Source organism: Blastococcus sp. OS1-29, assembly GCF_057628075.1.
Window position 1 is genome coordinate 184,551 of sequence record NZ_JBXXJK010000009.1, and the last position, 13,923, is coordinate 198,473.

Sequence of the window (13,923 nt, forward strand, 5' to 3'; positions counted from 1 at the left end):
TCAGCCGCGGGGGAGGAGCGCCCAGACGTACTTGGCGCCGCCGTCGACGTACCAGCCGTGCTCGGTGGCCATCTCCGCGATCAGGTAGAGGCCGAGGCCGCCCTCGCTGGGGTCGCGACCGACGGCCGGCGTGGGCGGCGCGGACGCGGCACCGTCGGAGACCTCGATCAGGTACGCCGTGTCGGTGAACCGGACGGTGGCCCGCACCTGACCGCCGCCGTGCCGCAGGGCGTTGGAGGCCATCTCGTCGAACGCGAGGATCAGCTGGTCGAGCAGATCGGGGTCCGACGCGTCCGAGGTCGTGTTCCGGCGCAGCTGGGCGCGGACCCCGGGCAGTTCGGCCACGTCCGCCAGCTGCCAGGTGAGCGCGGCCGACGCGGGTGGCGGGGACGCGGACGGCCAGACCGCGCCCGCCGCGTGCCCTGTCATCCGTCGTTCCCCTTGCTGGTTCGCGGCCGTTGTCGTCGGCCGAACACTCCCGTATCGGCTCGGCGGGGGCGGCCCAAACCTGATGCGACCCGGATCACCCCTGAGTGGGTGAGCCGCTCGAGAGCTCGCCGAGCCGGGTGACGGTGTTCCAGTTCCGGCCGGTGCCCGCCACCGCGAGCAGGCGGTCCCACTTCCAGGCGCCGAGCGGGGTGTTCGCGATGCCGTCGGGCAGCCAGAGGTACAGCTCGCGCCCCCGCACCTGGTACTCGCCGCCGCCGTCCTCGACCGGCGGCAGGGAGGCGACCTTGTCCTCGGCCGGTGCCTCCGGCAGGAAGGTGACGAGGTACCGGGCGGGATCCGTGGCGACCGCCGCCAGCGGGTTGCCGGCGATCACGCCGGCCAGCTCCGCTCCGGTGCGGACGACGACCGGAACGGCCCAGCCGAACTCCTTCTCGATCGCCTGCTCCAGGTCGGCGACCAGTTCGGCCTCACTCAGCGGGCTGTCCAGGACGACGTTGCCGCTGCGCAGGTGGCTGCGGACGTTCCCGTGGCCGCGGGCGGTGAGCACCTCGGTGAGCCGCGGCATCCCGATCTGTCGCGCCTTGCCGACGTTGATGCCGCGCAGCAGCGCCACGTAGCGCGTCGGGGAGGGGGCCACGGCGGCACCGTAGCGCGCCTTGTCAGCCGGAGAAGAGGGGGTGCCAGGCGCCGGTGCCCACGCTGAGGGCGACGGCGAGCGCGCAGACGGCGACCGCCGCGGCGACGAACGCGGCGTCGCGGCGGTGCAGCCGCGACCCGCGGGCGTTGGTCCGGGGGATGCCGGAGTCGAACCCGCGGGCGTCCATCGCGGTGGCGAGGCGGGACGCGCGGCGGACGGCGCCCACCAGCAGGGCGAACACGACGCCGGAGAACAGCCGGGCCCGGGCTGCGGGGCCGCGGGCCTCGACGCCCCGCGCGCGCCGCGCCAGCCGCAGCGCCTCGAACTCGCCGGCCAGCAACGGCACCAACCGCAGTGCCGCGAGCGCGCCGAAGGCGAAGCGGGTGGAGACGTGCCAGTGCAGCGTGAGCGCGTCGGCCAGGCGGACCGGGTCGGTGGTGGCGACGAGCAGGACACCGGGCAGCGCCAGCCCGACGACCCGCAGTGCCAGCCCCGCGCCGGTGACGACGCCGGCGTCGGCGGAGAGCAGCACGTTGACCAGCCCCACCGAGGTGGCGCCGAGCAGCAGCGGCCAGGTCCGGCGCCACAGGGCGCGCGGGGTCGCGAGACCGGCGGCGGGCAGCAGGCACAGTTCGGCGGCGACGACCACGGCGGGCGTGACGAGGTCCAGGCTGGTCAGCAGCACGACGGTGACCACGCCGATCGCGGTCAGCTGGGCGACGGGGTTGATCCGGCCGAGCGGGGTGTCCGCGGTCGGTCCGAGGGCCAGGGAGGTCACAGCTGCAGCCGCTCGTCGGCGAGCACGTCGACGAGATCGGCGTCGTGGGTGACGAGGACGACCGCACAGCCGCGGGCGCGCTGCTCGGCCAGCAGGGCGACCAGCTCGCGCCAGGTGGCGGCGTCCTGGCCGAAGGTCGGCTCGTCGAGCACCAGCACCCGGGGGGCGGTGGCGAGCGCCGTCGCCACCGAGAGCCGGCGCTGCTGCCCTCCGGAGAGCGTGTACGGGTTCGCCTCGGCGAACGCGGCGAGCCCGAGCCGGTCCAGCAGGGCGTCGGCGGTGGCGCGGGCGGCGGTGGCGTGCTCCCCGGAGCGCAGCGGCCCGAGGGCGAGTTCGTCGCGCAGCCGGCCGGTCAGGAACTGCTGCTCGGGGTTCTGGAAGACGGTGCCGATCCGGGTGACCAGCTCACCGGCCCGCCAGCGGTGCGGTGCCCGGTGGCCGCGGCGGACACCGGCGGCCAGCTCGGTCGTGGCCTCCACCCGGCCGCTGGTGGGGGCGCGCAGCCCGGCGATCAGCAGCGCCAGGGTGGACTTGCCGGTGCCGTTGGGGCCGGTCACGGCCAGCGCACGGCCGCCCCGGAGGCACGCGCTGACCGGCGGCAGGGCGGGGGCCGGGCTGCCGCGGTAGGTGAAGCCGGCGTCGTCCGCGGTCAGCAGGAGCGCGCCGGTCGCCGCCGGCGGCAGGTGCAGCCCGACGGAGTGCACCGGCGGTCGCCAGTCCGGGCCGTGGGACACCAGACCGCCCGCCACCACCTCGACCACGCGGTCCACCAGCGGGAGCCACGGCGCCGCGTCGTGGTCGACGACGATCGTGGTGGCGCTGCGATCGGCGGTGGCCCGGGCGACCGCCGAGCGCACCAGCGCCGCGCCCGGTGCGTCCAGCTGTGACGTCGGCTCGTCGAGCAGCAGCAGGCCCGGCCGCCGGGCCAGCACACCGGCGAGGACCAGCCGCTGCTTCTCCCCGCCGGAGAGCGCCTGGGTCGGGCGGTCGCGGCCGTAGGTGAAGCCGACCGCGGCCAGGGCGTCGTCCACGCGCGGCCAGATCTCGTCCGCCGGCACCCCGGCGTTCTCCAGCCCGAAGGCGACGTCGTCCCCGGCCCGGGTCATCACCAGCTGGCTGTCGGGGTCCTGGGCGACGAGACCCAGCTGCCCGCGGGCGTCGCGCGGTGCGCCGCCGTCGACCGTGACCTCGCCGGTCACCTCCGCGCCCTCGGCGTCGAGGATCCCGGCCAGCGCCGCGAGCAGGGTGGACTTGCCGGCACCCGAGGCGCCGGTGAGCAGCACGCGCTCCCCGGGCTCGAGAACGACGTCCACGCCGGTCACGGCCCAGGCTCGGCGGGTGGGGTGCCGGACACCGAGGCCCCGGGCGACGACGCGGACCGGGCCGGTCGCCGTCCGGGTGCCACCGAGGGTGGTCACCGCGGGTCAGACGCGGCTTCGCCCGGCGGCGAACGAGCTGAGTGCGCCGGTGCGGGCCAGCGCCCGGACCAGGGCGGTGCCCCCGATCCCGCACACGACCACGGTGCTGGCGACGACCACCACGACGTAGGTCAGCTTCCAGCCGGCCGCCCAGACCGGGTACCAGTACACGAGGTCGAGCACCGCGGCCGCCAGCCCGGCGAGGGCGGCGGCGACCACGGCCTGCAGCCAGCCGAAGCGCCGGTAGCGGAACAGTGCGAAGCCGAGCTCGCCGGCGAGCCCCTGGACGAGCCCGTAGACGACGACCTGGGCGCCCCACTGTGCCCCCAGCAGGGCGGAGACGATCGCGGCGACCGTCTCGGCGAAGATCGCGGCGCCGGGCTTGCGGACGATCAGCGGCGCCACCACGGCCGGCAGCAGCCAGACGCCGTACATGAACGCCTGCGCGGGTGGGAACGCGGTGAAGGCGGCGCCGGTCGCTGCCCACAGCAGGTTCCAGGCCCAGAAGACGACGCCGAAGGCGACGCCCAGGACCGCGGTGACGACGATGTCGACGGTGCGCCAGCGGCTGCCGGCCGGAGCCGGTTCGGTGGCATCGGACGACGGACGGACGGCCTGTTCGGCCATTGCTTCCTCCAGACTCCCTGCGCCGGCATGACCCGGATCAGGTTCGAGGGTCTGCGGTGTCCCGCACTCTCAGCGCCGAAGCGCTCCCCTGCTGCGTGTGTTCGGTTGTGTCGCCGAGCGTAGACCTGCCCGTGGGAGATCAACACCCGCAGGCCACGGTCAGTGGGTCGGCCGGTGGCGCGTGGACCCCGGCGCCGGTCTCGACCGGGAGACCCTCGCGGGCCCAGTACTCGAATCCGCCGAGCATCTCCCGCACCCGGAAGCCGAGCAGGGCGAGGGCGAGCGCCGCCCGGGTAGCGCCGTTGCAGGCCGGGCCCCAGCAGTAGGTGACCACCGGGACGGACCGGTCCAGCTCGCCGTCCGCCCGCGCCGCGATCTCCCGTGCGGGCAGGTGGACCGCGCCCGGCACGTGCCCCTGCTGCCACGCCTGCACGCTGCGGCTGTCGACCAGCACGAAGCCGGGGCGGCCCGAGTCCAGCGCCGCGGCGACGTCGCTGACGTCGGTCTCCATGGCGAGACGGCGGCCGAAGTAGGCGGCGGCTGCGGGCTCGGTGGTCCAGTCGACGATCATGGTGGCGACGCCAGGGACGACGCCCGTCGCGGGACGAGGCCGGGAACTGCCGATGTCCGCCGGTCTCCTGCCGCTTCCCGGTGCGCTACCTGCTGTCCCCGCTCATCCCGCGGCGGGTCATCGCGGCGGTCGCCGCCGTCCATGCCCGGACCGGCACCAGCCGGGCCGCCTTCATCATCAGCATCATCGGCAGCGGGAAGACGATCTCGGCCTTGTCCTTCGCCATCCCGTCGGCGATCGCCCGTGCGGCTCGCTCGGGCGACACCATGAACGGCATCGGGAAGGTGTTCCGGTCGGTCATCGGCGTCTTCACGAATCCCGGCGCCACGGTCTGCACGACGACCCCGCGCGGGCCGAGGCTGCCGCGCAGCGACTCGAGCAGGTTGAGCAGCGCGGCCTTGGTCGACCCGTACGCCTCGGCGCCGGGAAGGCCGCGGTAGCCCGCGACCGACGCGGTACCGACGATCCGCCCACGCCCCTCCGCGAGCATGGTCGGGACGACGGCCTCCAGCGTGTGCACCGCCCCCATGAGGTTCGTCTGCAGGTGGTCGGCGAACGCCTGGCTGTCCCATTGCTCCACGTGGAACCGTGACCACGTGCCGGCGTTGAGGACCGCCGCGTCCAGGCCACCCAGCGCCTCCCGGACTGCATCGCCCGCCGCCACCGTGGCCGCTCGGTCGGTGACGTCGAGGGGCTCGACGTGCATCCGACCGTCTGCGACCGCGCGCAGGGCGTCGGCGTTCCGTGCGCTGATCGCGACCGAGGCCCCTCGGACGGCGAGTTCCCGGGCCAGGGCCGCGCCGATGCCGCTCGACGCACCCGTGACCCAGATCCGTGCTCCCCGGATCTCCACTCAGGCGCCCGGGAACGGGGGCCGGGCCAGGCCGAGCTGGCTGACCCCCAGGTAGCCGACGCGGAAGCCGGCCTCGCAGTAGGCGAGGTAGAACTCCCACATCCGGCGGAACGTGTCGTCGAAGGAGCCGGCGAGCTTCTCCCAGTTGCCGAGGAACTGCTCCCGCCACAGCGCGAGGGTGTGCGCGTAGTGCGGGCCCAGGTCACGGCGCTCGACGATCGACAGCCGCGTGTGGGCCGCCAGGTTGTCCGAGATGGACCGGATCGACGGGATGATCCCGCCCGGGAAGACGTACTTGTGGATCCAGGTGTAGCTGCGGCGGGTGGCCAGCAGCCGGTCGTGGGCGATGGTGATCGCCTGCAGTCCCACCCGGCCGCCGGGGCCGAGCAGGCCGTCCAGTGCCGAGAAGTAGGTCGGCCAGTAGGCCTCCCCGACCGCCTCGATCATCTCGACCGACACGATCGCGTCGTACCGGCCGGTGGCGTCCCGGTAGTCCTGCAGCCGGACGTCGACCAGGTGCCCCACGCCCGCCTCGTCTGCGCGCCGCCGGGCGAGCGCCTGCTGCTCGGTCGACAGGGTCAGGGTGGTCACCCGCGCGCCACGCTCCCGGGCCGCGCGGATGGCCAGCCCGCCCCAGCCGGAGCCGATCTCGAGCACGTGCATGCCTGACCGCACGCGCGCCAGGTCGAGGACGCCGTCCATCTTGCGGCGCTGGGCGTCGGCGAGCGAGTCGCCCGGCTCGAACCAGGCCGACGAGTAGGTCATCGTCTCGTCCAGGAACTGCTCGAACAGCTCGTTGGACAGGTCGTAGTGCCGAGAGATGTTGGTCCGGCTGTTCTGCTTGCTGTTCTCCTCGTGCGCCGGCTGGGTGCGCTCCACGACGTGCCGCAGCCGCTGCAGCAGCGGGTGAACGAGCGAGGCCATCCGCCCGGCGAACGGCGCGAGCAGATCGGCCAGGTCGGTGCCGGGCCCCGTCGTCCAGTCGCCGGTCATGTAGGCCTCGCCGAAGCCGATCTTCACGTCGGCGCCCAATCGGGCGAAGACCGCCGCCGGGCGCACCAGCCGCATGACCGGGGCGTCCTTGCCGCCGGAGCCCAGGACGCGACCGTCGGGGAAGACCACCCGCACGGGCAGCGGGGCAACGGCGCGCCGGAAGATCAGTTCGGCGATCCGCGCGTGCACCGGCGCCTTCGGCGGCGTGGCCAGACCGGGCCAGTGCGCCTCGTCCGGGCGGGGCACGGGGAAGCCGGCCCGCTCGATCCGGGGCCGCTGGACGGTGGTCACGCCGGGCTCCCGCTCGGAGGACGGGGGACGACGGGCAGTCGGCGCAACCACAGCTTTCCTCCTTGCAGCCGGATCAGGAAGGCGACCCGGAGAGACATCATCGGGAACCGCAGCGCGGTGAGGAAGACGTTGCGCGCCGTGGCGGGGCGGGCCTCGCCGCGCACGCTGGCGGTGAACGGCGTCGCACCGTCCCTGCGCAGCGCCATGCTGATCCGCAGCTGCGGGGCCGGCGCCGAGAACCGCATCAGGTAGCGGCCGTCCACCTCGAAGAACGGCGAGACGTAGAACTCCTTGTCCACCTGCACCCGTCCGGCCCCGTCCGGCCGCAGCACGTAGGCGTGCCGCTGCCCGTAGGTGTTGTGCACCTCCGCGACGATGCAGGCCAGCGACCCGTCGGCGCGGTAGCACCAGTGCGTCGACAGCGGGTTGAAGACGTAGGAGGCGCGCCCGGCGCCCGAGCGCGCCGACGCGAGCATCAGCACCCGGGAGACGTCGTCCACGCCGTGGTCCCGGGCGAGCGCGACCACGTTGTCCCTGATCGAGGACGCCGGGTCGCCGAGGTGGTCGGCCGCGTCGAACCGCGCCTGCGACCGCAGCCAGCGCGGCAGCGGCCGGCCCTGGACCAGCCGCCCCGCGGCGACGTCGTCCAGATCGACCAGCCAGAGGTAGCCCCGGTACTCGAAGGAGTTGCGCAGCGGCGTCGTCCGCGTGTGCGCGATGCGGACGTCGTAGAGGGCGGGGGTCGCGACCGGGGGGACGGCGGTCACCAGCGGGCCCCGAACGCGGCGGCCGCCCGGACCCCGGCGGCGCAGCCGTCCTCGTGGAAGCCCCAGCCGTGGTAGGCCCCGGCGAACGCGGTACGCCCGGTGTTGAGCGCCGGCAGCCGCCGCTGCGCGGCCACCGACGACGGCGTGTAGACGGGGTGCTCGTAGACCATCCGGCGCAGCACGGTGCCGGGCTCGATCCGGTCGGTCGCGTTCAGGGTGACCAGGTAGTCCAGCGGCTCGTCCAGGGCGTGCAGCCGGTTCATCCAGTAGCTGACCTGGACGTCGTCCGAGCCTCCGGCGCAGGCGTCCATCCGGTAGTTCCACGAGGCGCGGGCCCGGCGGGCGGCCGGCAGCACGCGCGCGTCGGTGTGCAGCAGCGTCTCGTTGCGGGAGTAGCGGAACGCGCCGAGCACGGCCTGCTCGTCGTCCGTGGGGTCGGCGAGCAGCCGCAGCGCCTGATCGGGGTGGGTGGCGACGACGACGGCGTCCGCCGCGCGCCGCTGGCCGTCCTCGTCGATCAGCTCGACGCCGTCCGCGTGCCGGGTGACCGCGCGGATGCCGGTGCCGGTCTCCACGCCGGTCAGACCCTTGGCCGCCCGCTCGACGTACGTCCGCGAGCCGCCGGTGACGGTGCGCCACTGCGGGGAGCCGGTCACCGAGAGCATCCCGTGGTTGTCCAGGAACCGGAACAGGTAGAGGGCGGGGTACTCCAGCGAGGTGCGGGTCCCGCTCGACCAGACGCAGGACACGACCGGGATCATGAAGTGCCGGACGAAGTACCGGGAGTAGCCGCCGAGCGCGAGGAACGTGCCCAGCGTGAGGGCGTCGACGTCGTCGGCCGCGCCGCCGTCGGCGTGCTCGATCAGCCGCCGGGCGTGCGCGTGGAAGCGCTTGACCTCGCCGAGCATCCGCAGGTAGGCCGGGTTGCGGGCCAGCCGCGGCTGGGCGAACAGGCCGGCCAGGCCGCGGGCGCCGGCGTACTCCAGCCCGCACCCCTCGCAGGTGATCGACATGCTCATCTCGGTGGGCTGCGTGGCCACGCCGAGCTCGCCGAAGAGCCGGAGCAGGTTCGGATAGGTGCGCTCGTTGTGCACGATGAAGCCGGTGTCGATCGGCACGACCCGCTCGTCGGGGGTGACGACATCCTGGGTGTGCGCGTGCCCGCCGAGCCGCGCGTCGGCCTCGAACAGCGTGACGTCGTGCGTGCGCTGCAGGAGGTAGGCCGCGGTCAGCCCGGCGACACCGGCGCCGACGACGGCGACGGTCGGCCGGGCGGACGGCGCTGACGTCACTTGCCGGTCCAGCGCAGCGAGAGCGCGTTGAGCGCGGCGAAGCCGAGCGCGGCCCCGACCGCCTTGGCCTTCCGCCGGGCGTCGGGCGCGTTGAGCCCGAAGGCGAGCGCGTCGGTGGCGTCGGACGCGATCCGGAACAGCGTCGCCGCCCGCAGCGCGGGACCGGCGGGGGCGAAGGTGATCGCGAGCCCGGAGAGCACGTCACGGGCGCCGAGCGTCTGGTGCCAGGTGCGCATCGCGGGCGACGGCCCGGAGATGCCGGTCGGCTTCGCCCAGAGGTCGGTCGTGACGAACTCCAGGGCACCGAAGGCCACGGTGGACAGGCCGAGAGCGCGGGACAGGGCCGGCATGGGAAGCACTCCTGACTCGAGAGCGAGTCCGGAGGGCCTCAGAGCGGGACGGCGAGCCCCTCCGGAACAGGTTGTCGCAGCGCATTCGCAATGTCGGCCCGCATCGGTTCGATCCCCGTCCCCCCGAGGACGACGTCACGCACGAACCGGTGCCAGCGCAGCGCTCCACGGATCATGGAGTGGCCCCCCGGCGTCACGAACCGCGCGACGTCCGCGCCGGCCGCCCGGGCGCGGAGGGCGAAGTCCGCCGACAGCTTCGCGGGCACCCACCGGTCGCCCTGGCCGTGCAGGATCGCCACGGTGCGCTCGCGCAGGTGGTCGACGGGCTCACCGGGTGGGGTCCAGGGCGCCAGTGCGCAGATGGCGGCGACCTGGGGGTCGCCGCCGGCGCGCAGCACGGCCCGGCCGCCCATCGAGTGGCCGACGAGCACGATCGGCAGGGCGGGCCCGTGCTCGGCGCGCAACTGCTCGACCGCCCAGCGGACGTCGGTGTAGGCGTCGGCGGCGGCCCCGTTCCAGCCGGCGACCCGGTAGCGGAGCAGGTGCGTGGCGATGCCGCGGTCGGCGGTGCTGGAGCGGACGAACTGCTCGATCGCGCGCATGCGCACCAGCGACAGGGCGGCCTCGCGGGGCGGTTCGACGCTGCTCGCCGTCCCGCCGTGGCAGAACATGGCCAGACCGCGCAGCTCGCCCGTGGCGGCATGGCTCTCGAGGGTCGGGGTGGGCGGGGATGTCATGCAGCGGATCTCGGCTCTCGTCGATCGTGCGGCGGTCCGTCAGCGTTCGGCCCGGGTGGCCGGCGGATGGTCAGGCGGTGCGGCGGCCGCCGCGGAGCCTCGCGCGGGCCCGGTCGCCCAGGTCACCGGCGCGGAGCAGCGCGCGGCTGACGCGGCTCCGACCGCTGCGCCGCTCGAGGGTTCGGCCGACCCGGCGGAGCAGGCCGGTGCCGAGCGGGACGAGCACGGTCAGGAGAAGCCACATGCGCAGCCGGCGGGTGAAGAAGAGCCACATGCGGGAGGAACTGCCCGCGATGGGCACGGTTCATGTGTCGCTGAGCCGGACGACCATCTTGCCGGTGTTGCCGCCGCGCAGGAGATCGAGGAAGGCGGGCACGGCGTCCTCCAGGCCTTCCCGCACGGTCTCGCGGACGACCAGCCGGCCGGAGGTCACGAGCTCCGTCGCCTGGGCGATGAACTCGCCGTGCAGGTCCGCGTGGTCGCTGACGATGAACCCGCGCAGGCTGAGCTTCTTGGTCACGAGCATGAACATGTTGCGCGGCCCGGGCTGCGGCTCGACCGCGTTGTACCCGGAGATCGCCCCGCAGAGGGCTGCCCGCCCGTGCTCGTTGAAGGCGCCGATGGCGGCCTCGAGGTGCTCGCCTCCCACGTTGTCGAAGAAGACGTCGATCCCGCCCGGCGCCGCGGCCGCGAGCTGCTTCGCCACCGGCCCGTCGTGGTAGTCGAAGGCGGCGGTGAAACCGACGTCCTCGGTCAGCCAGCGCACCTTCTCCGGCGTCCCGGCACTGCCGATGACCGCCGAGGCGCCGTTCAGCCGGGCGAACTGGCCGACCAGGCTGCCGACCGCGCCCGCGGCACCGGAGACGAAGACCGCGTCGCCCTCGGTGAACCCGGCCAGCCGGAAGAGGCCGACCCAGGCCGTCAGCCCGGGCATGCCCAGCACCCCGAGGTGGTAGCTGGCCGGGACCCCGGGAAGATCGGGCAGCACCCGCACGTGCGCCGCGTCCAGGACGGCGACGTCGCGCCAGGCGGCGTCGGCGAGAACCAGGGCGCCCTCGGGGACGGCGGGGGAGCGCGAGTCGATCACCCGGCCGACCGCGCCGCCCTTCATCGTCTCGCCGACCTCCCAGGCCGCCGCGTAGGACTTCCCGGCGTTCATCCGGCCGCGCATGTACGGGTCCACGGACATGTAGAGCATCCGGACGACGACCTGCCCGTCCTGCGGATCGGGTCGCTCGGTCTCCACCAGGCGGAAGTCGTCGGGGGTGGGCTCGCCGTGCGGACGAGCCGCAAGCTGCCATTCGCGGGTCTGCACGGGCACGGGTCCGATCCTGCCCGGCCCGCGGCGACGGCGCGCGGCCTGGTTGCGGTCCGGGCCTACGCTCGGAGCATGTTGTTCTCCCGCTTGAAGACGCAGGCGGTCACCGCCGAGGACGCGCTGCCCGGGCGCCCGGAGCCCCTCCCGCACGTGCCCGAGGTGCACGCCGTCAACGGCAACCGCATCCAGCCGCCGTTCTCCGAGGGCATGCAGACCGCGGTGTTCGGCGCCGGGTGCTTCTGGGGTGTGGAGAAGGTCTTCTGGGAGACGCCGGGCATCTACTCGACCGCGGCGGGCTACGCCGGCGGTTACACGCCGAACCCGACGTACGAGGAGGTCTGCTCGGCGCGCACCGGGCACACCGAGGTCGTGCTCGTCGTCTTCGATCCGGCGGTCATCTCCCACGAGCAGGTGCTGAAGGTGTTCTGGGAGGACCACGACCCGACCCAGGGCATGCGCCAGGGCAACGACGTCGGCACGCAGTACCGCTCGGCCATCTACTTCCAGACGCCGGAGCAGGAGAAGGCCGCGCTGGCCAGCCGTGATGCGTACCAGGAGCGGCTGACCGCGGCCGGCTACGGCGAGATCACCACCGAGATCGCCCCGCTGGGCCAGTTCTTCTACGCCGAGGACTACCACCAGCAGTACCTGTTCAAGGTGCCGAACGGCTACTGCCCGGTGCACTCGACCGGCGTCTCCTGCCCGGTCGGCCTCCCCGGCGTCTGAGGCCGTAGCTTCGCAACCATGCAGGCCCTGCGCACGCCGGACGACCGGTTTCCCGACCTGCCCGACTTCCCGTGGGTCCCGCGCTTCGTCGAGGTCGCCGACGGCGACGGGGGCGTGCTCCGGGTGGCGTGCATCGACGAGGGCCCCCAGGACGCCGAGCCGGTGCTGCTGCTGCACGGCGAGCCCTCGTGGTCGTTCCTCTACCGGCGGGTGCTCCCCGTGCTGCTCGATGCCGGGTTGCGCGTGGTGGCGCCCGACCTGGTGGGTTTCGGGCGCTCGGACAAGCCTGCCGCCGCGAGCGACTACAGCTACGCGCTTCACGTGGAGTGGATGCGCGCGGCCGTGCTCGACGAGCTCGGCCTGACCGGGCTCACCCTCGTCGGTCAGGACTGGGGCGGCCTGATCGGGCTCCGGCTGGTCGCGGAGCACCCCGACCGCTTCGCGCGCGTCGTCGTCGCCAACACCGGCCTGCCGACCGGTGACTCGCCCATGAGCGACGCGTTCCTCGCCTGGCAGCAGTTCGCGCAGACCGCGCCGCGGTTCGAGGTCGGCCGGATCGTCGCCAACGGCACGGTCGGTGCGCTGCCGCCCGAGGTGGTGGCCGCCTACGACGCGCCCTTCCCGGACGACGCGCACAAGGCCGGGGCCCGCGCCTTGCCGGGTCTCGTCCCCACCAGGCCGGACGACCCGGCGAGCGCGGCCAACCGCGCCGCCTGGGAGGTGCTGGCCCGTTGGGAGCGGCCGTTCCTCACCGCCTTCTCCGACCAGGACCCGATCACCGGCGGCGGCGACCGGATCTTCCAGAAGCTGGTTCCCGGGGCGCAGGGCATGCCGCACACCACCCTGCACGGCGGTGGGCACTTCCTCCAGGAGGACGTCGGCCCGGAACTCGCCCGCGTCGTCGTCGGCCTGATCGCATCGACGGCGGTCCGTTGACCGTCCCCGAGGACGTGCTCGGGCTGCTGCGCCGGGAGCCGGACGTCGACGCCCCGGAGCTGGTCGCCGTCGATGCCACCGACCGTCTCCTGCTGGACCTCGCCGCCGACCTGATCGCGCGGTGCGGCCCCGGTGAGGTCGCCGTGGTGGACGACAACTACGGCGCGCTGACCCTGGGCGCGGTGGCCCTGCACGGCGCCCGCGACGTCCGGGTCGCACAGGATCTGCTCGTCGGTGAGCTGGCCCTGGCCCGCAACGCGGAGCGGACGGGACTGGCCGGGACGTACCGATCCGTCCCGCTCGGCCCGCAGCTCGCCGACGGCGCCCGGCTGGTGCTGGCGCAGGCGCCGAAGGCTCTCGACGCGCTGCGCGAGATCGCGGAGGTGGTGGCGGCCGCCGCGATGCCTGACGTGACGCTGCTCGTCGGGGGCCGGGTCAAGCACATGACGCACGCGATGAACGACGTCCTCCGGGACTCCTTCAGCGAGGTGTCGGCGAGCCTCGCCCGGCAGAAGTCCCGGGTGCTCGTGGCGCGCGGGCCGAGGCCGTCGGCCTCGTCCTTCCCGCGCAGCCAGGAGCACAAGGATGTCGACCTGACCGTGTGCGCGCACGGCGCGGCCTTCGCCGGCACGAAGATCGACATCGGCACCCGGGCGCTGCTGGGCTGCCTCGACCGGATGAGGCCGGCTGCGACGGCGCTGGATCTCGGGGCCGGTTCGGGTGTGCTGGCCGCGGCGCTGGCCCGTCGTCGTCCGGAGCTGACCGTCCTGGCGGTGGACCAGTCGGCCGCGGCGGTCGCCTCGACGCTGGCGACGGCGGAGGCGAACGGCGTGGCGGACCGGATCCGGGTCCTGCGGGACGACGCGGCGGCGTCCGTCCCCGACGGCAGCGTCGACCTGGTGGTCTGCAACCCGCCGTTCCACGTGGGGGCCGCCGTCGTCACCACCGCCGCGGACCGGCTCTTCGCCGCGGCCGGCCGGGTCCTCCGGCCCGGCGGCGAGTTGTGGACCGTCTACAACAGCGCCCTGCGCTACAAGCCCACGCTCGCCCGCCTCGTGGGGCCGACCGACGTCGCGACGCAGACGCCGAAGTTCACCGTGACGGTGTCGACGCGTCGCTGACCGCCCCGATGTGGACGCTCAGCTGAGGCAAGGCTAACCTCGCCCCACAGCATCGTCG

The 13,923-nt window shown here is 74.2% G+C and carries 17 protein-coding genes and 1 riboswitch; of the genes, 3 read left to right on the forward strand and 14 right to left on the reverse strand.

The annotated features are described in order from the left end of the window. The 14 genes from AC2H4J_RS21770 to AC2H4J_RS21835 form a co-directional block, all read right to left on the reverse strand. Positions 1-429, reverse strand: coding sequence for an ATP-binding protein (locus tag AC2H4J_RS21770; protein ID WP_487467006.1), 429 nt, complete (start codon positions 427-429; stop codon positions 1-3). 94 nt (positions 430-523) lie between these two features. Beyond that, positions 524-1,087 (reverse strand): DUF1697 domain-containing protein, encoded by a 564-nt coding sequence (locus AC2H4J_RS21775; RefSeq protein WP_487467007.1) that lies wholly within the window; start codon positions 1,085-1,087, stop codon positions 524-526. A gap of 22 nt (positions 1,088-1,109) precedes the next feature. After that, positions 1,110-1,865, reverse strand: a complete 756-nt coding sequence (locus AC2H4J_RS21780) for an energy-coupling factor transporter transmembrane component T family protein (RefSeq protein ID WP_487467008.1) — start codon at positions 1,863-1,865, stop codon at positions 1,110-1,112. Continuing rightward, on the reverse strand, positions 1,862-3,283 hold the full coding sequence (locus tag AC2H4J_RS21785; protein ID WP_487467009.1) for an ABC transporter ATP-binding protein: 1,422 nt from the start codon (positions 3,281-3,283) through the stop codon (positions 1,862-1,864). Before AC2H4J_RS21785 ends, AC2H4J_RS21780 begins: the two co-directional genes overlap by 4 nt. A gap of 6 nt (positions 3,284-3,289) precedes the next feature. Further along, the gene (locus tag AC2H4J_RS21790) at positions 3,290-3,910 is read right to left on the reverse strand and encodes an ECF transporter S component (protein ID WP_487467010.1); all 621 of its coding nucleotides are present in this window, start codon (positions 3,908-3,910) and stop codon (positions 3,290-3,292) included. Then, positions 3,907-4,010, reverse strand: a riboswitch (TPP riboswitch). It overlaps the preceding gene by 4 nt. A 39-nt stretch (positions 4,011-4,049) precedes the next feature. Continuing rightward, positions 4,050-4,481 carry a rhodanese-like domain-containing protein gene (locus AC2H4J_RS21795; protein WP_487467011.1) on the reverse strand — a complete coding sequence of 144 codons (432 nt, stop codon included), beginning with the start codon at positions 4,479-4,481 and terminating at the stop codon, positions 4,050-4,052. 85 nt (positions 4,482-4,566) lie between these two features. Then, the gene (locus AC2H4J_RS21800; protein WP_487467012.1) at positions 4,567-5,334 is read right to left on the reverse strand and encodes an SDR family NAD(P)-dependent oxidoreductase; all 768 of its coding nucleotides are present in this window, start codon (positions 5,332-5,334) and stop codon (positions 4,567-4,569) included. After that, on the reverse strand, positions 5,335-6,618 hold the full coding sequence (locus tag AC2H4J_RS21805) for a class I SAM-dependent methyltransferase (RefSeq protein WP_487467013.1): 1,284 nt from the start codon (positions 6,616-6,618) through the stop codon (positions 5,335-5,337). Next, positions 6,615-7,385, reverse strand: a complete 771-nt coding sequence (locus tag AC2H4J_RS21810) for a DUF1365 domain-containing protein (RefSeq protein ID WP_487467014.1) — start codon at positions 7,383-7,385, stop codon at positions 6,615-6,617. Before AC2H4J_RS21810 ends, AC2H4J_RS21805 begins: the two co-directional genes overlap by 4 nt. Next, positions 7,382-8,677 carry an NAD(P)/FAD-dependent oxidoreductase gene (locus AC2H4J_RS21815; protein WP_487467015.1) on the reverse strand — a complete coding sequence of 432 codons (1,296 nt, stop codon included), beginning with the start codon at positions 8,675-8,677 and terminating at the stop codon, positions 7,382-7,384. Before AC2H4J_RS21815 ends, AC2H4J_RS21810 begins: the two co-directional genes overlap by 4 nt. Beyond that, complete coding sequence (locus AC2H4J_RS21820) at positions 8,674-9,027, reverse strand: hypothetical protein (protein WP_487467016.1); 354 nt, start codon at positions 9,025-9,027, stop codon at positions 8,674-8,676. The genes AC2H4J_RS21815 and AC2H4J_RS21820 overlap by 4 nt, the downstream gene beginning before the upstream one ends. Positions 9,028-9,065: 38 nt before the next feature. Beyond that, complete coding sequence (locus AC2H4J_RS21825; protein ID WP_487467017.1) at positions 9,066-9,764, reverse strand: alpha/beta hydrolase; 699 nt, start codon at positions 9,762-9,764, stop codon at positions 9,066-9,068. A gap of 70 nt (positions 9,765-9,834) precedes the next feature. Beyond that, entirely contained in the window at positions 9,835-10,065 is a 231-nt protein-coding gene (locus AC2H4J_RS21830) for a hypothetical protein (RefSeq protein ID WP_487467018.1), read from the reverse strand. Between the two features lie 3 nt (positions 10,066-10,068). Then, entirely contained in the window at positions 10,069-11,085 is a 1,017-nt protein-coding gene (locus AC2H4J_RS21835) for an NADP-dependent oxidoreductase (RefSeq protein WP_487467019.1), read from the reverse strand. Positions 11,086-11,154: 69 nt separating this feature from the next. Here AC2H4J_RS21835 and msrA point away from each other — a divergent pair, with 69 nt between their 5' ends. From msrA to AC2H4J_RS21850, 3 genes are read left to right on the forward strand one after another with little or no spacing between them, the layout of a single operon-like run. Beyond that, positions 11,155-11,808: a peptide-methionine (S)-S-oxide reductase MsrA gene (gene msrA / locus AC2H4J_RS21840; RefSeq protein ID WP_487467020.1), complete on the forward strand. Its 654-nt coding sequence runs from the start codon at positions 11,155-11,157 to the stop codon at positions 11,806-11,808. Positions 11,809-11,826: 18 nt separating this feature from the next. Then, positions 11,827-12,744 (forward strand): haloalkane dehalogenase, encoded by a 918-nt coding sequence (locus tag AC2H4J_RS21845; RefSeq protein ID WP_487467021.1) that lies wholly within the window; start codon positions 11,827-11,829, stop codon positions 12,742-12,744. Continuing rightward, on the forward strand, positions 12,741-13,865 hold the full coding sequence (locus AC2H4J_RS21850; RefSeq protein WP_487467022.1) for a class I SAM-dependent methyltransferase: 1,125 nt from the start codon (positions 12,741-12,743) through the stop codon (positions 13,863-13,865). The genes AC2H4J_RS21845 and AC2H4J_RS21850 overlap by 4 nt, the downstream gene beginning before the upstream one ends. Positions 13,866-13,923 lie beyond the last annotated feature (58 nt).

Coding starts and splice junctions, on each gene's coding strand:
- AC2H4J_RS21770 (WP_487467006.1), bottom strand. CDS start 429: ATGACAGGGCACGCGGCGGGCGCGGTCTGGCCGTCCGCGTCCCCGCCA.
- AC2H4J_RS21790 (WP_487467010.1), bottom strand. CDS start 3,910: ATGGCCGAACAGGCCGTCCGTCCGTCGTCCGATGCCACCGAACCGGCT.
- AC2H4J_RS21795 (WP_487467011.1), bottom strand. CDS start 4,481: ATGATCGTCGACTGGACCACCGAGCCCGCAGCCGCCGCCTACTTCGGC.
- AC2H4J_RS21820 (WP_487467016.1), bottom strand. CDS start 9,027: ATGCCGGCCCTGTCCCGCGCTCTCGGCCTGTCCACCGTGGCCTTCGGT.
- AC2H4J_RS21825 (WP_487467017.1), bottom strand. CDS start 9,764: ATGACATCCCCGCCCACCCCGACCCTCGAGAGCCATGCCGCCACGGGC.
- msrA (WP_487467020.1), top strand. CDS start 11,155: ATGTTGTTCTCCCGCTTGAAGACGCAGGCGGTCACCGCCGAGGACGCG.
- AC2H4J_RS21845 (WP_487467021.1), top strand. CDS start 11,827: ATGCAGGCCCTGCGCACGCCGGACGACCGGTTTCCCGACCTGCCCGAC.